Below are 17,657 nucleotides of genomic sequence, written 5' to 3' on the forward strand. Positions count from 1 at the left end.
GCGCACCCACATATTGTATCCCTCAGTATAGAAGATAGATCTGTAAGTGTCCAGTTAGAAGGCCGCTCTAGCCAGGCTTTTTCTTGCGCATCTGTATTGTTCGATGGTACTGAAATAGTTTTGTGATCATATTGTGATGTTGATGCTTTGTCCCGAGATACGCTGGTAGCGTCGTTCAGCTATGCTGCAAGAAAGTGAACAAATAGAAGTCAGCGAAGAGCACCTGGTTAAACAAGGAGACTATTATGATATCGCTGAGTGCGGATCCAAGAAAGATCGAGGAGAATGATTTTCCATATGGGGCTCCCCACATGAGCAATGGCGTTTCCTGTTGAATTATGCCTTATTAGCGCCATCTGAATACAATATACAACCGTGGCTCTTCAAAGTGCATGGTCGGGTTGTGGAACTCTATGCTGATACGTCCCGCCAACTGCTGGTAGTCGATCGAGATCAGCGGGAGATGATGATTGCGTGTAGCGCCGCTTTCCTCAATCTACGCATCGCATTGCGCCATTTTGGGTATCGGGAAGAGACCTTTGTGCCATCTTTTCTGGATCCTCCGCCGAATCCACTGGTGGCAAAGATCCGGATGGCCGAAGCTTTTCAATGTAGTGAGCAGGATCATATCCTGTTTTCCGCGATCACCAGGCGTGTGACCAATCGCCATTTGTTTGAAGAGCGGCCAGTGCCGGCTGATGTATTGGAACAGATTGCACAGCGAGCGGCCGTCGGGGGGTGCTGGGTACGCTTTATTCAGTCCGATGAATTGCGTTCAGCCCTGGGAGATTTCATCACCGAGGGCGATCGACAACAATGGGCCAGTCCAGAATTTCGTGAAGAGCTAGCGCACTGGATACGCAGCAGTGACGCTGATTTCAGAGATGGACTACCGGCTGAGGCTGGAAGTAAAGGAAGTTTCGCTGGCACCAGCAGCGCATACGTCGTGCGAACCTTTGATCTGTGGCGGGCGGAAGCCTGGAAAAACCGTCGGTTGGCGGCGGGCGCTCCAGTTCTGGTCGTGTTGGGAACGATCAGTGATACACCAGGTGACTGGTTCGCCGTAGGCCAGACCATGGAACGCCTGTTATTATATGCCTATGCCTCCGGTTTGCAGGCCTCCTTTGTGAATCAACCTATCGAAGTCCCAATGTTACGGCAACACCTGAATACAGCCATTCATGGTTCCGGCTATCCACAACTGATTCTCCGCCTGGGTTATGGTGCACCCGCGCCCATAACGCCCCGCCGTAGCCTCTCCGATGTGTTACTAGAATTCCAACCGGAGAAAGCACACGGCGACTATCTCTAGCGCAGTTTGTTTAAGCCAATTGACCACGTAACGCAACCAGCTCAGGATCGTTAAGGGCCTTCTCTTTGAGACGAGGATTATATGTCAGCGCTTCCTGTAAGAGCGCGTGAGCTTTCTCCAGCTGGTTCAGTTGCGCATAAAAGCAGGCCAGATTATAGAGGAAACTCCCTTTTACCCATGCTGGCCACGCCTCATTTTGTATGATCCTATTGGCGCAATTCTCACGGATCTGAATTGCCCGGGTGAGATCGTGACGGTCGCTATAATACTGCACGAGATGCTCCTGATCATGCTCATAGCAATTTCCCAGGAAGGCTGCATACAGTGGTTTTTCCCCGGAGATGCTGGCGAAGCGATCAGGGATTGTCAGATCTTCCTCGCTGAATTGCTCCATCAACCTGATGAGTTCGGCGTAGACGCGCTCAGATTCAGCGCGAATCTCTGACCAGGGACGCTGCTGATGTTCCTCAAAAACAAGCGAATTGGACTGTTCAACGCTCTCGTCGTCTGGCGATAACCCCTGATGCTGCAGGGCGGCAGTCAACTTCAGCACGAGATGTTGATGCCAGAAAGTCATATGAGCCACATGATCTTTGGCCGACCAGTGTTCCGGCTCCCCAATGGCAGTACGTTCGGCCTCACTCAATCCCTGTAAAAAAGCTTCCTCATCACGATGGCCCTGCTGCAAGAGGTCGCGTAAGATGGTCTTAAAAGGCTGTGCGGTCATTGAAATACCCTTTCATAGTGCGTCAATACAAATCTTATACTTGAGAGTATCTCACAATAAGCGGTCAAATTTGGCCCCATTATTTTTTCTCCCGTAGCAGCTGCCGCTACGGGCACGCACACTTCTCACATGTGAGAAGTGTGCGTGGGGGACTGGCTTTTGGCTTAGATGTGTTCGATTGGTTTTTGCAGGCGCTGGCGGAAGATCCAGTAGTTCCAGGCCTGGTAGGCGAGCACAATTGGTACGAAGGAGATGGCGATCCAGCTCATGATGGTGAGTGTGTATGGACTCGATGACGCGTTATAAATGGTCAGGTTCCAGGCTGGATTGAGGCTGGAGATCATGACGCGTGGGAAGAGTCCTTGAAAGATGGTCAGGGTTGAGAGTGCGATGGTGAGCCCTGTCATGCAGAAGGCCCAACCGCTGTGACCGCGTTGTAATAGCCGTAAGACCAGCAGTAGGGCTACACCTGCTCCCAGCGGTGCGATGCCAGGATCAATTCCGAGCCGGGCAAACACATCCGTGGTAAAATAGCCCAGACCAACAAAGAGAAAGACGCAGATTACGGCAGGCGCCCAGACGCGTTTCGCCGCTGTCAGAGCTCGCTCGCGCATTACGCCCTCGGTTCTCAAGTTGAGGAAGATGGCTCCGTGGAGCAAGAACAGGCTGGTAAAGGTTAATCCACCCAGCAGGGCATAAGGATTGAGTAAGTTCCAGAAACCACCAACATAGTTCATATGGCTATCAATGGGCACGCCTTCGATAATATTGGAGATAGCCACGCCCCACAGGAAACCTGGTAGCAGGCTGCCAATAAAGATCATCCAATCCCAGCCCGCCCGCCAGCTGGCGCGCTCATCCTTGTTCCGGAACTCAAAGGCCACGGCCCGCACGATCAGGGCGACCAGCATCAGCATCAGCGCCAGGTAGAACCCGCTGAAGAGGGTGGCATACCAGTCAGGAAATGCCGCGAAGAGAGCGCCACCAGCGGTCAGCAGCCAGACCTCATTGCCATCCCAGAATGGTCCGATACTCTGGGCAATCAGGCGACGTTCAGCATCATTTTTGCCGAGAAAGGGTAGCAACATGCCGACGCCATAGTCGAAGCCCTCCAGGAAGAAAAATCCAATAAAGAGGACCGTGATTAATAGAAACCAGAAGGTATTAAGATTCATTATATTCCCCTATTCTTGATGAGTTTCCAGCTTAGTAAGCTTCAATCAGAGCACCATCTGGTTGTACCGTTGGTTGAACAGCATCCTTATCCTCAATGCGTGAATAGCGTGCGAGCAGATAAACATCTGCCACCGCCAGCACTCCGTACAGGGTAGCGAAGACCAGCAGCGAGGTTAAGACACTACCGGCATTGACGGTAGGCGAGACGCCCCGCGCAGTAGTCATCAGACCAAAGACGATCCAGGGCTGCCGACCTACTTCAGTCATAATCCAACCAGCTGAGTTTCCCAGGTACGGCAGGGCAATGGTAAAGGGTAAGAGCCAGAGCAGCCAGCGAGCTTTCTCCAACTGTCCACGCATCAAGAAGAAGAGTGCCAGCAGGGAAGCCGCAATCATGGCCATGCCTGTCCCAACCATGATGCGAAAACTCCAATAGGTGATCGCCACCGGAGGAACATAGTTGCCAGGGCCGTATTGTTTCACATACTGGGCCTGTAGATCATTAATGCCAGGAATCTTTCCATCTGGCTGATTAAAGGCCAGCACGCTCAAGAGGTCTGGTACTTTGATGGCAAAGACATCTTTGCGGCTATTCTCATTCCCGATGGTGAACAAGGAAAATGCCGCTGGATCTTCCGAGTTCCAGAGCGCTTCGGCCGCCGCCATCTTCATGGGTTGGGTGCGGATCATATGCTGTGCCTGTGTATGGCCCACAATCGCGACCAGCAAGCTGGAGATCACGGCCGCCGCCGCACCAATCGCCGCAGATTTGCGGAAAAGCTCACTATCCTTCCCTTTCCTGAGCAGGTTATAGGCACTGATGCCGAGGACAAAGAAGGAGCCAGTGGCGATGCCTGCGGTGATGACATGGGGAAACTGTACCCACAGATTAGGATTGGTGATTAGCGCCAGGAAATTAACCATCTCAGCACGGCCATTGCGGAGCACAAAGCCAACTGGTTCCTGCATGAACGAGTTCGCGATCAAAATCCAGAAAGCTGAGAGGTAGGAACCGAAGACGACCAGCCAGATCGTGGCCAGATGGAGTTTCTTCGGTAATTTATCCCATCCAAACATCCAGATACCCAGGAAAGTAGATTCGAGGAAGAAAGCCAGCAAGGCTTCAATCGCGAGAGGTGCACCAAAGATATCCCCCACAAAGCGAGAATACGAGGCCCAGTTCATGCCAAACTGAAATTCCTGTACAATGCCAGTCGCCACCCCCATCGCAAAATTAATTAAAAAGAGACGTCCCCAGAACTGGGCCATCCGCTTATAAACATCGTTGTGAGAACGAACATAAATTGTCTCCATAATTGCTACCAGGAGCACAAGTCCCAGTGTCAGCGGGACAAAAAAGAAATGATAGACCGTCGTAATGGCAAATTGCCAGCGAGCAAGCAGAAGTGTATCCATAGATCCTCCATCAATGAAATGTGTCAGGCGTGCTTGTCTAATCCTAGTGCCGAAGCTTTACAATGAAGTCACTGGATACAAGCTGTACATCACAAACAAATCACAGCAATATTTAGCCGCGCTACAGGCCTCTATAGTTGGTTTTGTTGCAGTGATGGTGTGATGGGTTTGTGATATGGAACACTCTTTTAGAGAAAGTGTTGGGATATGTAGAGCCTATATTGTGTCCAGAATAAAAAAACACCTGCGATACCATGAATAAGGAGGTTCTCATGTCCAGCCAATTCCAGCATATTATTGTCCCGCTTGATGGCTCAGCATGCGCGGAGCACGCATTGCCCATGGCGGCACGCATCGCCCGTAACTCGGGAGCGAGGATCACCCTTTTATACATTCTCGAAACTATTCATGAATATGCGACCTATGCTGTGCCTTCCGGCCTTTTGAGCGGGGATATGTTGGGAGTGAGTGAGCAGCAGGCCAGAGACTACCTCATGCGTATTCAGAAGGATCCTGTGCTTAACGGCATTGCGCTGCATCCTTCGATCTTCATCGGACAAGCGGCTGCAACCATCGTTGAGAACGCTCGTCTTGAGCATGCGGATCTGATAGTGATGTGCAGCCATGGCCGTACAGGTTTCCGGCGTATCGTGATGGGCAGCGTCACTCAGCAAGTCATGCGCGAGAGCCCGGTACCGGTCCTGGTCTTGCAGCAGAGCGATCAAGAATGTCTGCAGGAACAGACCTCACCATTCCGCATTCTCGTAGCCCTGGATGGCTCTGAACGCGCGGAAGCTGCTCTCAAGCCAGCCGCCATGCTGAGCGTTCTCTTATCCGAGCCACAGCCAGGCAGTCTGTATCTGCTACGTGTCGTGTCTCCAGTGCTTCCAACTGAGAGTGACGAAGTTGAGGATACCATCCAGTCTAATCGGCATGCGTTGCAGTGCGCGAAGAAATATCTGCGCGATGTGGCCGAAAAGATGCGACTGACCACGCTGCCGGACCTGCCGTTGCAGATCAGCTATTCTGTGCGCTACGATAGCGACATCTCTGGTACCGTTCGTGATGCAGCTATGCTTGGACATGTCTTAACGACACCTCCAATCAGCGCACTGGCAATCACGACCCACGGACGCCATGGCGTGCCGCGCCTGTTACTGGGAAGTGTCACAGAAAATATTCTGGGGCATTCAATGTTACCTCTACTTGTGGTCAGGGTACCAGACAAGAAGATAGAGCATCAGAGCAAAAAGACAGAGCCGCACACGCATGTGACAACGTCGGAAAAGGATCATGAGGCTGAACCCTACAGTCCTTTCACCTTCTTCTAATCAATGATGTCTGGGGCAGCCCCCAAGGAAGTACCGGCAGCGCCTTTGAAAGGCGCTGCCGGTACTTCCTTGGGGGCGTTACGCGGGGGTGTGGGCAAAGAAGATGGGTAGGGTTGTTTCTGCCATGACGCGGGCGGCTACACTGCCTCTGGGGAATTGTTGATACCCGGCTAATTCGTGGGTTGCGATGGCAATAACTTTACAGGCATTACTGTCTTTGGTGCCATTTCCTGCTTCTGTTTCCTTGATCTGTACCAGTGCCTCTGCGACATCCCTGCTCTCTAGCGCATCCCAACGTGCTGCTATCTTATAGTCGGCCAGTGGATCTTCGGGGAGATCTGTGATGGCCATTGATAGGGTGGGTTCACGGTCTGGCTCGCCCTGTTGACCGGGTGTTTGTGGTGTAAGTTCCGTGGGTGCCGTTACGCGTATTAAATGTAAGATGCCCGAAGCAGGTCCTACCAGTGATACGGCTAATTCTGCCGTTGGTTTGAGGATAGCGTGAGAAGAAGATGAGTTATTCAGGGCGACAAGTATGCGTAGCGGTTTTCCTGCATCCAAATATGGCTCTATTGGTAAGGTGCCATGTTCACGTAAGAGCAATACGGGAATAGTGGTGCGGCACACTACTTTCTCCGCTACACTCCCTAATGGTCTGCTGACAACCCCTGAGTGTCCATGGCTGCACATTACAATTAAATTAGCGCTGTAGGTGGCGGCCGCATTCACCAGCGTCGCGGCGATTGGTCCTGACATCACGGCCTTTTCTGTCCATAATCCACTCAATTCAGGCGCATCCACCAGGGACTGGAGATAGGTTTCAGCATCATCAATCGACCATGTGTCCTCCGCTGACTGCAGATTAGCCAGGACAGGAGAGGCCAGCGCTCCCAGAATGAAATGATTAATAATACAGACAAGAATAATTTTCCCATGGGAGGCCCGGGCAATATGTGCAGCGACATCCAGCGCACGTTCAGCTCGTGCTGAACCATCGAGGGGAACGAAAATACGTTCAAACATCGTCTCTCTCCTTATGATTTCAGGTATGCTCTCCCAATTGCAGGTGGGATGATGAATATGCCATTCTATCGTGTGAGCGCCTCTAGCCGTGTTTGAGCGGTGTTCACCCGTGCTTCGTCATAGCATAATGGTATATATGCTAACGATAGAATGGAGAAGAGACGGAAGAGATCACAAAACGAGGGGTGGCAATCACAATAAAATCACAGCAGGTATATTCATGGGGTATCCATGCCCTGATCCTGAGGAATATCTACCAGGGGGAGTGAGACGAAGAACGTTGATCCCTGTCCCTCAATTGACTGAAACCAGATGTGTCCGCCCTGGCGTTCAATGAGTTCACGGCTCAGGTATAAGCCCAGTCCCGTTCCATCGATACCATGGGCCTGTGCATTATCGGCCCGCACAAAGCGCCCAAAGATCCGGGCCTGTTGCTGTGCGGGAATGCCAATACCACTATCCTGCACACACACGACGACCCTGTTTTTGGCCTGATTTTCCTCAATGCGAATCTCTATCAATCCGCCTTGAGGACTATATTTGATGGCATTATTCAGGAGATTGCTGAGGACCTGTTCAATGCGCTGGGTGTCTATGGACACAAGCAGAAATTCTGCCTGAGCAGTGACGTGTAATTGATGCTGTTGAGAGGTCAACTGGAAACGTTTGACCAGTCGTTTGACCAGCGGGATGATATCTGTAATCTCCTGCCGTAGCTCAAGGCGTCCTCCCTGTAAACGGGTCACGTCCAGTAGATCATCGGTCAACGCGGTCAGGCGGTGCGTACCTTGCTCAATGCCTTGAAATGACTCCTCCTGCAGGGGTGTAAGTGTTACGCCTGTATGTCTCAACTGAGACTGTAGGAGCTGTACATAGCCCTGTAGCACGGCTAATGGATTGCGTAGTTCGTGGGCCGCGATACCAATAAACTCATCCTTCAAGGCCTCTGCTTCCTTTAAGGCCGAGACATCCTGGTGTACCACGATCGCCATTGGCTCATATTCTCCGCGTGGAACGGACGGTACATTGAGCGGAAAAGAGCGCGAATCGAGGGCAATCGCATTTACCAGCACCGGAAGATTTGAACCATCGGCATGACGAATGATCTCCTGCCGCTGATAGACCGTTTCACCCAGCTGGACCGCGCGTAGGGTTGCCAGTTGATCTTGAGGAAGAGGTCGGCCATCCACCTGGAATAGCTGGATATGATTATCGTGCAAGAATTCTAGCATGGGCTTCTCGTGTGGCCAGGCAACGCCCCAGACTTTACTGGCAGCTTGATTGGCCAGCACAAGACGAGCATCTTTTCCATGGACTAAATACACGCTGCTGGGTAATTCGTCGAGGATGTGTTGCAACAGGGAACGGCGTGCTTCCGCCTCGGTATAGAGCTGGCGCTCCCGTTGCAGTCGCCGAATTTCAGTCACATCATGCCAGATCACAACGGATCCAGTGGTGACTGGTAGACTATGATATCCGCCTAAACGCTCCATTTTTCGGGTCTGGCTTTGAACGGGCGGTTGACGTAACGGCGAGGCATTGACAATAAATTCACGCACCTCTTGATTTTCATCGGTGATTTTTACCGACACATCATGCTCGCTGATGCCCTGACACGCGCTACGGGCGGGGCCATGCAGGAGTGCTTCCAACGCCTGTTTGCCCTGAGGATATTGCTCAAGCTGCTTTCTCAATTCCTGGGCCCAATGATTCTCACGCACGATCTGCCCCTGGGCATCCACCAGCGTCACGCCATCGGCGATACTTTCAAAAATAGCATTGAGTTCCTGTGCCCGGGCATGCATTACATTGTAAAGGCGAGCGTTCTCAAGCGCCACGGCGGCCTGGGCAGCCAGGCTCATGAGAATCTCTTCATGGGCCTTCTGGAATTGATCTGGCTGGGAGTGTCCTAACAGGAGTCCACCGCGCACCTGGCGTTCGCTATCTAAGAGAGGAGCGCCCAAAAAACTGCGCAAAGTTGGATGTCCATGTGGTAAGCCAATTGAGTGCAACTGTTCGGGAGAGAGTTGTCCGTGCGCGAAAGCGGCGGCGGCAGTGCGTGCATCGGAGACGGCATTGCTGCTATGAGCTCTATCTGCTTTAGGCGCCTTCAGGACATCGGGGACCAGTACCGATACTCCATGGCGAAAAATAGGAGCCAGTAATCCTTCGCCACCCAGGGGAATCTGGCGAAATAATTCTTCCTGTTCTTTAGTGACGCCAATCACCGCAGCCAGATGGAAAAGATGTCCTTCCGCGGGTACGAGTAGCTCGCCATGGTCATTGATTGGACGTAGCGTAAAGGCAGCAAACTCAGCGCCAATCAGATCTACCGAAGTCTGTGCGATGTGCCGAAGTAACTTCTCCTCATCCCTCTCGCTCATTAAAGCCGCGCCAATACGGCTTAAGGCTGCAAAGCGCTCAGACTCAGATAATGGTTGGCGAATATTCAATGGCTTCATAGCGCAGATCTTTCTCTCACTAGCGAGCACGCACGCCTCAAGAACATAAAACGTTATTTTATTTCTCGCCAGGTACAAGCCAGGGCGTCCCTGCTATGATCTCATCATAAGGTTCAACGTAATTTCAGCACAACTATTGGCAGATCTTAGCTCCCCTATCATAAATGAGAAATAGTTAGAGGGCAAGGATTTTTCCTACGCAAGAGATTTTTAATCTCTCCCCATGTGATGCTCCTGTGATGATTATCTCACATTTCTTGATAGTAATGTGATTGCACACGCTTACTTTCTTTTATAAGAGAGATGTCGACGCGAATAGCTCAGTTTATAGTGTGGTTCTTATCGCATATATATCAGGAGTGTTGAGATGCATATTCAGGATTCTTCTTTAGAGCAGGAATTACCAATAAGCATACCTTATACTGTAAAGCATATCCTTGTTCCCCTGAATGGAACGGCATGTGCGGAAGAAGCGCTGGCGCTGGCCGCCCGGTTGGCGCGGGCTGCTGGTGCCAGGATCACGCTGCTGCGCATTGTACCACCAACGCGTCGTTCTCAGCGCTATCCACTCAACATTGTCCATGTTGAAGCAGAGCCGTGCCAGAAGGACATTGAGCAAGCTCAGACGTATCTTCGTTGCATTGCTGCTACTGTTGATCTGGCTGGTCCTGGCATTCAGACCGAGGTGATTACAGAGAGGTCTATCTCGGCCTTTATCCAATATATGCAGGCTCATCAGGTAGACCTGGTCGTGATGTGTAGCCATGGCTATACAGGCCTGACGCGCTGGATTCATGGGAGTGTCGCACAGCAACTATTCAGGCAGTGTCCTATTCCGATCCTGGTACTGCGGGAACATAGCTCATCGTCGCATTTCATTGCTGAATCCCCGGCGCATCCATTTAGCCTGCTTGTTCCGTTGGATGGCACGCCCATGGCTGAAACCGCTCTTCCGGTTGCCGCGTGGCTGAGTTCGGCCCTCTCTCTTCCTGAAACAGGAAAGCTACATCTGTTACGTGTCATCCAACCAGCCTATTTTGTTGATGATCAGGCGACCGCTATCGTTAAGAAGTTGAACGATGATGCCGTTGAACAGGCACGGACCTATCTCAAGCAGCTGCAACATGCCTTTCGGCATGGGAGTTTTAGAAACTTACATGTGAATGTTACAGCTTCCGTTGCACTCAATACCGAGCCTACCTACACGATTATCCGTGTGGCGGAAGAAGGAGAGACTGTACATGATCAGCGTGTCAGCGACGGCTATGATACCATTGCGCTCGCGACCCACAGTCGCACGGGCTTGCCTCGGTGGGTTGCTGGTAGTATCGCGGAACAATTGTTGGGAAAAACCTCTCTCCCATTGCTGGTCATCCCCCATCCTTATTCATCAACACAAGCTTATCCCTATATTGTGATTACGATGGATGAGCCTGGGAAGTCCGGTCAGGGAGAGTAGCTTATGCCAGTACTCCATTTGTTTGCCGGACATAAACTTCATTTATAAGTGGCCGTGACGGGTTTGTGATGTGGATTACACAATTAGAGAAAAATTTGTGAGTCTCAGCCCTTATTCTATATACAGATAAACAAAGGCACGCACTCATACATAAGTGTCTCGCATAGAAATAGTTCAATGAGCAATTCGTTTTCCTCTCCAAAAAGAAGGAGAAAAGCGGATGCATAGACAGGAAGGAGTCCTCTAACATGCGTAATTTTCCAACACTCCACCCACGTGCGGCGACTCAAATTGAGGAGCCCCCGATTGCCCGCTTCCTCTTTGCGGATACGCGCATCGCATGGCTCTGGATCATTATTCGCTTATATGTAGGATATGAATGGTTTACTGCTGGCTGGGAGAAATTGACCGGTCACTCAATCGCTATTGGATCCTTTGGAGAAGTTGCGAAAGGTGGTCCCTGGGTCTTCGCTGGTCATGATGGCGTGGCGATGAAAGGCTTTGTGACGGGCGCGCTCGCACAGGCTACAGGTGCCCATCCTGCCGTGCAGGGCTGGTACGCAACCTTCTTACACGACTTCGTACTCCCTAATGCAGCCGTCTTTTCCTACGTCATCACCTTTGGCGAACTGTGTGTCGGGCTTGGGCTTATTCTCGGCATCTTAACTGGTATTGCCGCCTTCTTTGGTGTCTTTATGAACCTGAGCTTCTTACTGGCCGGTGCCGTCAGCATCAATCCAGTTATCGGAACGCTCGCGCTCTTCTTGATCCTGGCCTGGCGGGTCGCAGGTTACTACGGTGGCGACCGTTACCTGCTCCCATTGTTAGGAACACCATGGACCGGCTCGCTTGAGAAACGTTACAAGGAGAAAACTCCTCCGACGGCCTCTCAAATTGCCTGAATATGAGCAATGTCGCTCACAGAGAAAATCCCGGATGGCTCAACCATCCGGGATTTTTTTATGGTTAGAATTTGTGTGCACTGTGTACCTACAGATCGGAGCGTTCGAAGCGACCAGTTTTTTCGGTCAGGTGGAGGCGATAGACAATAATGTCAGGAGGTAATTCGACACTATCTTCTTCCCACATCGCATGCAGTGACTGTCCACTGGCGATCATGACGATATGTTTGTGGGTAAGTAGATCCACAGCCCTGGACGCCTCATCGCCCGTCAGCTCCTGAAATCTTCCCCATACCAGCACGCTACGCCAGTTTGCGTGATTCTCTATCTGATCAACCTGAAAACATACTTCAGGATGTGAGCGCATCATGCGCAATTTGGCACCGTCAAGTGTATTGGCATAGATATCCGTTCCATCATAGACATAGTTAATGGGAACGATATGGATCTTTCCCTGCATCTGGCAGCCGATACGACCGATGCTACCTTCTTCCAGCACTTCATCGATCTGATCACGGGTAAGTTCACCATACATAGCGTACAATCCTTTCAGATAATTGTAATCACACGCTTCGCCCCGAATTTAGCAGGAGAGTGATGTGCTCCCAGTGAAGGTCAGGTGTGCTTCAGGCTGGAAGAGTTGTTTCTTGAGCCAGTTTCTGCTGTTCGCGAGGTGAGGCGGAATCTTGCCTCGACAGTGAATCGTGCAGAATGGTGTTGTTGAAGAGATCGAAGGCAAGTAAATAGTAGCTTCTCCATAATCGATGATCAACTCTGCATAGGTTTGCAAGAGGACCGGGGCGGCCATGGTCAGGATTTTAATTACTTCGGGTGCCTTCCAACCTGCCAGAGGTGCTCCTTTTGACTCGATGACGTTTCGGCTGATGTCGATAGTATGTTTAGGATACCTGCTTGCCAGGGCGTACAGGCAGATCTGTAAATTATCATGAAGATACATGGTACCCCCTCCTTTTGTCCGTGGGCATAGTGCTCGTTTCAAGTTTGAACGATGTCCAGGTTTTTTATACCCATGAACTCAATCATAACTTTCATGCTTACCATAGGCGGCGCATATCTCAGAACGATCTCATATATAACCAGACCCTCTCAATGTGATCACAATTTCAGGATCAGCTATTGGCCGCCAGGCTTCGCTCACATGATTGAACAGCATGGCATGACATGTATATTGTACTCAGAGTGGAGATGTCTGCTTATGTTCCTGCATTTATAGCTGTGATATGCCTGTGAGCTTATGTTCTCTACTGTGATATGAATGAGAATACGGTCATGTATGCTCTTTTATAGATGAAGAGATAATCTCTCATCAGGGAGATAGGATGAAAAAGCTGAATTTGCATTGATCGTGGTTCTCTATTTCTTTCAAGATTGTTGAAATTTTATTTGTGTTAGATGACAGGAAAGAGAGAAGAATATGAAAGCCTTTGTTATGAAAGGAATGGGACGAGTTGGTTTTACTGACAAGCCTATTCCACAAGCAGGCGTTGATGATGCTGTGATCAGGACCACGAAGGCTTTGATCTGTACGTCGGACTCGCATACCGTCCATGGGGCGATTGGACCAAGAGAAGATTTAACACTTGGCCATGAGGCGGTTGGCATTGTCCATGAAGTTGGTAGTAATGTCAAGCTGTTTCGGCCGGGAGACCGTGTGCTGGTTGGTGCGATTACACCAGATTGGTTTGATGTAGCCTCACAGGCAGGTCATTCCTCCCAGTCCGGTGCTCCTCTCGGTGGTTGGAAGTTTTCTAATACGAAAGATGGCGTCTTTGCAGAGTACTTCCATGTCAACGATGCCGATGCCAACATGGCACATATTCCGGACAGCGTTCCCGATGAGATGGCAGTCTATTGCGCTGACATGCTCTCGACTGGTTTTATGGGCGCGGAGAACGGCCATATTCCTATGGGTGGCACCGTTGCTATCTTTGCGCAGGGCCCTGTAGGATTGATGGCAACCGTTGGCGCGCGCCTGTCAGGTGCTGGCCTGATCATTGCGGTCGAGTCGGTGCCCGCACGTCAGGAATTAGCCTTGAAGTATGGAGCAGATGTCATCGTCGATTTTACCAAAGAGGACGCGGTGCAAGCGATCCTGGCCTTAACCAATGGACTGGGCGTTGATACCGCGATTGAAGCGCTTGGATCTGATGCCACCTTCCAGAATTGTCTGGCGGTAACGAAACCGGGCGGCTTCATCTCGAATATTGGCTATCATGGTGACGGCGAAACCGTACATATTCCACGCGTTGCCTGGGGTGTTGGTATGGCCGAAAAAACCATTACCACCGGCCTGTGTCCTGGTGGACGCCTGCGTATGGAGCGGCTACTGCGCCTGCTAGAAATGCATCGTGTTGATCCGACTTTGATGACGACACATACCTTCGCATTCAGCGAATTAGACAAAGCCTTTGAGATCATGGATAAAAAACGCGAAGGCGTGATTAAACCACTCATCGACTTCAGCTAAAGCCAGCGCATGCACGAGAGGAGGAGGGAAATGGATTTTTCCCTCCTCCTCTTTTTTCTGATTACACTTGCTATTTCGCTAGAATTTTCGCAAATAGCTTTATTGCACGAAATTAGCTGATCTGGTACAGTGCATAACACAAATCTATTTATATCTGGGAACATCCTTTCCCGGATTATGAGTAACTATTTTTCAGGAGGACAAATATGCACCTGGACCAAAGGTTGGTGGATGCTGCCATTGCTTTAATGAACAAACGTTTCCCTAAAAATGAAGATTCCGGGGCGGCGGCGCTCTATACTGCAGATGGAAATATATTGACCAGTGTCTCTCCGGATATTCCTAATGGGGCGGCGGCGCTCTGCCATGAGACAGGCGCTATTTGTGAGGCATATAAGCTGGAACAAAAAGTAATTGCTTCGGTCTGTGTGTATAGAGCTGCAAATTCTGAGGCCATTTTGATTCTGGCTCCATGTGGCATCTGCCAGGAACGCCTTTTTATGTGGGGTCCTGATGTTGAGGTTGCCGTTGCTGATCCATTGGACGCCAGTAAGTGGATAGCAAAGAAACTCAGTGAAGTCCAACCTTATTATTGGTGTAAGGTTTTTGCGGACGAACCCAGGTAAGGGATTGCATACTCATACGCGAAGAGATCGCAGCGACAAGCGCTAATACGTTTCGGTTAGCGAGACGTTGAGAGATGGTTCGACGTGACCAGCAAGCAAGGTGTACGTGGAGAGGGCGCCACACGCGGAGGCCGCCCTGCTGCGTTTGCGCAGGCCAGCGTGCAAGCACGACTTCGCAGTGCTGTGGCGCCTCCAGGGATCGTGTGGATCCTCCCCGTACCTTCTCGGAGAGGATCACGAACCAGGATCCGTCTCGGTGTAGGCGCCACAGGCATGCGCTGCTCGTTGAGCCCCTCGCTCCACCATCACGCCGCATGCCGGCCTCCGCGTGTGGCGCCCTCTTCACGTACGATCCGCTGCTTTTCTCCACCTATTTTTATGGCCACAAAAGCGCTTCAACGAAACATATTGGCGACCAGTGCTGCCGGTACGGCCTCGCTTTAGTTGGGGTGGTGGATGACCAGTAGGGGTTGTTTGGTATTATGGAAGATGCGTTCGGCGATGCTGCCTACGGCCCAGAGGGCGATGCCGCTGCGGCCATGGGTGGTGAGGGCGAGCAGGGCATAGGGTGGTGAGGTATGATGTGTGGCTGCATTGCTTTCGACTTCGTGGATGATTGTTTGAGCGATGTCTCTTCCCTGTCGGACCGACCAGGTGACACGTACACCCAGTTTGGCGGCAAGCTCTTTATTCAGGCGTTCACTGGTCTCCTTAAGATAGTTGATGGCTTCATCATAGAGAAAATTCTGCAGATTGAGTTTGTGGGTCTTCAGGAATGCTTCGACACGATCCTCATCGAGTGTTTTAACCACCCGTAACAGGTGGACTTCGCTCTGCTGTGGTCCCGCGCAGGCGGCGGCGAGATACAACGCTGGTGCAATGCTGGTTTCGGCCAGTGTTGAGCCATCGAGGGCGACACAGAGCCTGAGTTTGTTGCTTGCAGTACCAAAGGCGAAAGGATTGTCTTCGTGCTGGATGAAGACAGGGGCTGGACAATGGTGCACCATTTTTGTGGCGACACTACCCAGTGTCCAGAGCTTATAGCCGGTATACCCATGGCTGCTCATCACAACCAGATCAATAGACTGCCTACTGATCATTTCCAGGAGCATCGTTGCGACATCGCCCGAATGGATTTCCGTGGATATTTCCAGTTGTTCCAGCATTCCGGCACGCTGTATCCGTTGTAGATATTCCTGTGCTTCTTTCTCCTGAATTTCCCTGATTTCGTTTTCCAGGGCTGCTGCTTGAATTGAAGAGGCACCAACTGCCTCAAAGATATCGACAATTCTCGTGAGCACGATGGCACTATTATATGTTCGTGCAATATGCGCAGCAACGGGTAGGACTTGTTCGGCACGAGGAGACCCATCCAGAGGAACCAGAATACGCTTAAACATAGCCATGCTCGCTTTCACATCAGTGTATTGCTTCCCTGCTATCAGTATTGGTTAGCGCTAACGGTCACAATTCTGATGCAGACAACAGAGAAGCATACTATATCTTCTCTGTTGTCTGAATATCGTTCTCATGAGCAACAAGCGCATGCATCACTGGGGGATAGTAGTCTCTTTGACCTTGATCGGTATCTGTTTGGCTTTGACTTCTTCCACTTTGGGAACCTGTAGTGTCAGTACCCCACTTTCGTAGGACGCCTGGATTTTATCGGCATTGATGCGAGTGGGCAGGCTAACTGTTCGATCCACTTCATTCGTGTAACGCTCGTGTCTGATATAGGTATCTCTTTCTTTCTCTTCTTTTTCTTCCTTCCTGCTTGCATGAATGCGAACCACATTCTCCTCGGCCGTGACATGAATTTCATTCGGCTTGAAGCCAGCGATGGAGGCCTCAATCACGTATTGTTTTTTATCCTTTGACTCGTAAACATCGAGAGGAAATGAGTGGGTGGTCAGCATTTCAAAGCGCGGAGTAACGAAGCTTTCTTCAAACAAACGGCTCATCGCTTCGCGGAGCGGCATTAATGCATCAAATGGATCACGTGGTGTTATTGACATACTATGGCTCCTTTTCTATTTGAGATGGACGCAAAGTAAACTGTGTTTGCTTCCTTTACCTATATCAGGTATAGAACCTGGATATTTCAATCGTGTCACAGGAAGTACAGTAGAATCACAGACAAGTCACAAGATAAAACACGTTCTGTTAATGTTTCGCTCTGGTTTGTCAGACTGTTGTCAGGCGGCGCTGGCTACAGAGCAACCTTGTGATGCTGCGACCTTTCGCTCTCTTGCTGGTCTTTCACGCACAATCCAGCCCATGGCAACGCTTCCAGGCGTCTGGCAGGAATCGGTTGTCCGCAGACCAGACAATAGCCGTATCTCCCTTCGTCGATACGCTTGAGCGCGCTTTTGATATCATGGAGTAATTTCAGTTCTCCACTGAGCATAGCCTCTTCAAGTTCTGTATCTGAAGCGCGAACTGCCGACTCTTCAAGATCCTCTTCCGCCACTTCTATGTTTTCCTGGACACGCAGTTCCTCGATACGTTGTTGCAACTCCGCCAGTTTGTGTTCCAGCAATGCACGTCTGGCAGGCATATCGATCTGCAGCATACTTTATCCTCCTCTTTCACTGCTCTGTGAGTGGACATGGTCTGAATCAAGGTGGGCGCTGTGATTTACTGCACAACGCAACAAGAAGGCATGTGTTGAAGCAGTAAAATACATTGATGTTTCTTACATATAGAGTCAGATCGGCACAATTTCATCACCAGAC

At 50.7% G+C, this 17,657-nt stretch carries 17 protein-coding genes; 6 read left to right on the plus strand and 11 right to left on the minus strand.

The window, feature by feature from the left end; all coding sequences use genetic code 11:
- Positions 1 to 331 precede the first annotated feature (331 nt).
- A complete protein-coding gene (locus KDW_RS23670; RefSeq protein ID WP_151758380.1) occupies positions 332 to 1,312 on the plus strand; it encodes an Acg family FMN-binding oxidoreductase in 981 nt (326 codons plus the stop codon).
- Between the two features lie 10 nt (positions 1,313 to 1,322).
- Here KDW_RS23670 and KDW_RS23675 read toward each other — a convergent pair whose 3' ends face one another.
- The 3 genes from KDW_RS23675 to KDW_RS23685 all read right to left on the minus strand — a co-directional run bounded on the left by KDW_RS23675 (position 1,323) and on the right by KDW_RS23685 (position 4,631).
- Entirely contained in the window at positions 1,323 to 2,039 is a 717-nt protein-coding gene (locus KDW_RS23675) for a TPR end-of-group domain-containing protein (protein WP_151758381.1), read from the minus strand.
- Positions 2,040 to 2,203: 164 nt separating this feature from the next.
- Positions 2,204 to 3,214: a cytochrome d ubiquinol oxidase subunit II gene (cydB, locus tag KDW_RS23680; protein ID WP_151758382.1), complete on the minus strand. Its 1,011-nt coding sequence runs from the start codon at positions 3,212 to 3,214 to the stop codon at positions 2,204 to 2,206.
- A gap of 31 nt (positions 3,215 to 3,245) precedes the next feature.
- Complete coding sequence (locus KDW_RS23685) at positions 3,246 to 4,631, minus strand: cytochrome ubiquinol oxidase subunit I (RefSeq protein ID WP_151758383.1); 1,386 nt, start codon at positions 4,629 to 4,631, stop codon at positions 3,246 to 3,248.
- 272 nt (positions 4,632 to 4,903) lie between these two features.
- Between KDW_RS23685 and KDW_RS23690 the strand changes: the two genes are divergently transcribed.
- Positions 4,904 to 5,962, plus strand: a complete 1,059-nt coding sequence (locus KDW_RS23690; RefSeq protein WP_162005554.1) for a universal stress protein — start codon at positions 4,904 to 4,906, stop codon at positions 5,960 to 5,962.
- Between the two features lie 78 nt (positions 5,963 to 6,040).
- Here KDW_RS23690 and KDW_RS23695 read toward each other — a convergent pair whose 3' ends face one another.
- The gene (locus KDW_RS23695) at positions 6,041 to 6,985 is read right to left on the minus strand and encodes a universal stress protein (protein ID WP_151758385.1); all 945 of its coding nucleotides are present in this window, start codon (positions 6,983 to 6,985) and stop codon (positions 6,041 to 6,043) included.
- A 218-nt stretch (positions 6,986 to 7,203) separates the two neighbouring features.
- Positions 7,204 to 9,447, minus strand: coding sequence for an ATP-binding protein (locus tag KDW_RS23700; protein WP_151758386.1), 2,244 nt, complete (start codon positions 9,445 to 9,447; stop codon positions 7,204 to 7,206).
- Between the two features lie 367 nt (positions 9,448 to 9,814).
- Between KDW_RS23700 and KDW_RS23705 the strand changes: the two genes are divergently transcribed.
- Together KDW_RS23705 and KDW_RS23710 are read left to right on the plus strand one after the other, a co-directional pair.
- On the plus strand, positions 9,815 to 10,906 hold the full coding sequence (locus tag KDW_RS23705; RefSeq protein WP_151758387.1) for a universal stress protein: 1,092 nt from the start codon (positions 9,815 to 9,817) through the stop codon (positions 10,904 to 10,906).
- Positions 10,907 to 11,154: 248 nt separating this feature from the next.
- Positions 11,155 to 11,808 carry a DoxX family membrane protein gene (locus KDW_RS23710; protein ID WP_151758388.1) on the plus strand — a complete coding sequence of 218 codons (654 nt, stop codon included), beginning with the start codon at positions 11,155 to 11,157 and terminating at the stop codon, positions 11,806 to 11,808.
- Positions 11,809 to 11,896: 88 nt separating this feature from the next.
- Here KDW_RS23710 and KDW_RS23715 read toward each other — a convergent pair whose 3' ends face one another.
- Both KDW_RS23715 and KDW_RS23720 read right to left on the minus strand, forming a co-directional pair.
- On the minus strand, positions 11,897 to 12,343 hold the full coding sequence (locus KDW_RS23715) for a pyridoxamine 5'-phosphate oxidase family protein (protein WP_151758389.1): 447 nt from the start codon (positions 12,341 to 12,343) through the stop codon (positions 11,897 to 11,899).
- Positions 12,344 to 12,391: 48 nt separating this feature from the next.
- Positions 12,392 to 12,766, minus strand: coding sequence for a hypothetical protein (locus KDW_RS23720; RefSeq protein WP_151758390.1), 375 nt, complete (start codon positions 12,764 to 12,766; stop codon positions 12,392 to 12,394).
- 477 nt (positions 12,767 to 13,243) lie between these two features.
- On the opposite strand from KDW_RS23720, the gene KDW_RS23725 reads away from it, so the two are divergent.
- Both KDW_RS23725 and KDW_RS23730 read left to right on the plus strand, forming a co-directional pair.
- Positions 13,244 to 14,296, plus strand: coding sequence for an NAD(P)-dependent alcohol dehydrogenase (locus tag KDW_RS23725; protein ID WP_151758391.1), 1,053 nt, complete (start codon positions 13,244 to 13,246; stop codon positions 14,294 to 14,296).
- A gap of 206 nt (positions 14,297 to 14,502) precedes the next feature.
- The gene (locus KDW_RS23730; protein WP_151758392.1) at positions 14,503 to 14,922 is read left to right on the plus strand and encodes a cytidine deaminase; all 420 of its coding nucleotides are present in this window, start codon (positions 14,503 to 14,505) and stop codon (positions 14,920 to 14,922) included.
- A 56-nt stretch (positions 14,923 to 14,978) separates the two neighbouring features.
- On the opposite strand, the gene KDW_RS34265 is transcribed toward KDW_RS23730, so the two are convergent.
- The 4 genes from KDW_RS34265 to KDW_RS23750 all read right to left on the minus strand — a co-directional run bounded on the left by KDW_RS34265 (position 14,979) and on the right by KDW_RS23750 (position 17,494).
- Complete coding sequence (locus tag KDW_RS34265; RefSeq protein ID WP_233097864.1) at positions 14,979 to 15,197, minus strand: hypothetical protein; 219 nt, start codon at positions 15,195 to 15,197, stop codon at positions 14,979 to 14,981.
- A gap of 165 nt (positions 15,198 to 15,362) precedes the next feature.
- The gene (locus tag KDW_RS23740) at positions 15,363 to 16,322 is read right to left on the minus strand and encodes a universal stress protein (RefSeq protein ID WP_162005555.1); all 960 of its coding nucleotides are present in this window, start codon (positions 16,320 to 16,322) and stop codon (positions 15,363 to 15,365) included.
- A gap of 150 nt (positions 16,323 to 16,472) precedes the next feature.
- On the minus strand, positions 16,473 to 16,937 hold the full coding sequence (locus KDW_RS23745; RefSeq protein ID WP_151758395.1) for an Hsp20/alpha crystallin family protein: 465 nt from the start codon (positions 16,935 to 16,937) through the stop codon (positions 16,473 to 16,475).
- Between the two features lie 194 nt (positions 16,938 to 17,131).
- A complete protein-coding gene (locus KDW_RS23750) occupies positions 17,132 to 17,494 on the minus strand; it encodes a TraR/DksA family transcriptional regulator (protein WP_151758396.1) in 363 nt (120 codons plus the stop codon).
- Positions 17,495 to 17,657: the final 163 nt, after the last annotated feature.

Origin of the sequence: Dictyobacter vulcani, from assembly GCF_008974265.1 — a bacterium.
Lineage (GTDB): Bacteria > Chloroflexota > Ktedonobacteria > Ktedonobacterales > Ktedonobacteraceae > Dictyobacter > Dictyobacter vulcani.

Coding starts and splice junctions, on each gene's coding strand:
- KDW_RS23705 (WP_151758387.1), top strand. CDS start 9,815: ATGCATATTCAGGATTCTTCTTTAGAGCAGGAATTACCAATAAGCATA.
- KDW_RS23690 (WP_162005554.1), top strand. CDS start 4,904: ATGTCCAGCCAATTCCAGCATATTATTGTCCCGCTTGATGGCTCAGCA.
- KDW_RS23695 (WP_151758385.1), bottom strand. CDS start 6,985: ATGTTTGAACGTATTTTCGTTCCCCTCGATGGTTCAGCACGAGCTGAA.
- KDW_RS23700 (WP_151758386.1), bottom strand. CDS start 9,447: ATGAAGCCATTGAATATTCGCCAACCATTATCTGAGTCTGAGCGCTTT.
- KDW_RS23720 (WP_151758390.1), bottom strand. CDS start 12,766: ATGTATCTTCATGATAATTTACAGATCTGCCTGTACGCCCTGGCAAGC.
- cydB (WP_151758382.1), bottom strand. CDS start 3,214: ATGAATCTTAATACCTTCTGGTTTCTATTAATCACGGTCCTCTTTATT.
- KDW_RS23725 (WP_151758391.1), top strand. CDS start 13,244: ATGAAAGCCTTTGTTATGAAAGGAATGGGACGAGTTGGTTTTACTGAC.
- KDW_RS23675 (WP_151758381.1), bottom strand. CDS start 2,039: ATGACCGCACAGCCTTTTAAGACCATCTTACGCGACCTCTTGCAGCAG.
- KDW_RS23745 (WP_151758395.1), bottom strand. CDS start 16,937: ATGTCAATAACACCACGTGATCCATTTGATGCATTAATGCCGCTCCGC.
- KDW_RS23740 (WP_162005555.1), bottom strand. CDS start 16,322: ATGTTTAAGCGTATTCTGGTTCCTCTGGATGGGTCTCCTCGTGCCGAA.
- KDW_RS34265 (WP_233097864.1), bottom strand. CDS start 15,197: ATGCCTGTGGCGCCTACACCGAGACGGATCCTGGTTCGTGATCCTCTC.
- KDW_RS23715 (WP_151758389.1), bottom strand. CDS start 12,343: ATGTATGGTGAACTTACCCGTGATCAGATCGATGAAGTGCTGGAAGAA.
- KDW_RS23685 (WP_151758383.1), bottom strand. CDS start 4,631: ATGGATACACTTCTGCTTGCTCGCTGGCAATTTGCCATTACGACGGTC.
- KDW_RS23750 (WP_151758396.1), bottom strand. CDS start 17,494: ATGCTGCAGATCGATATGCCTGCCAGACGTGCATTGCTGGAACACAAA.
- KDW_RS23730 (WP_151758392.1), top strand. CDS start 14,503: ATGCACCTGGACCAAAGGTTGGTGGATGCTGCCATTGCTTTAATGAAC.
- KDW_RS23710 (WP_151758388.1), top strand. CDS start 11,155: ATGCGTAATTTTCCAACACTCCACCCACGTGCGGCGACTCAAATTGAG.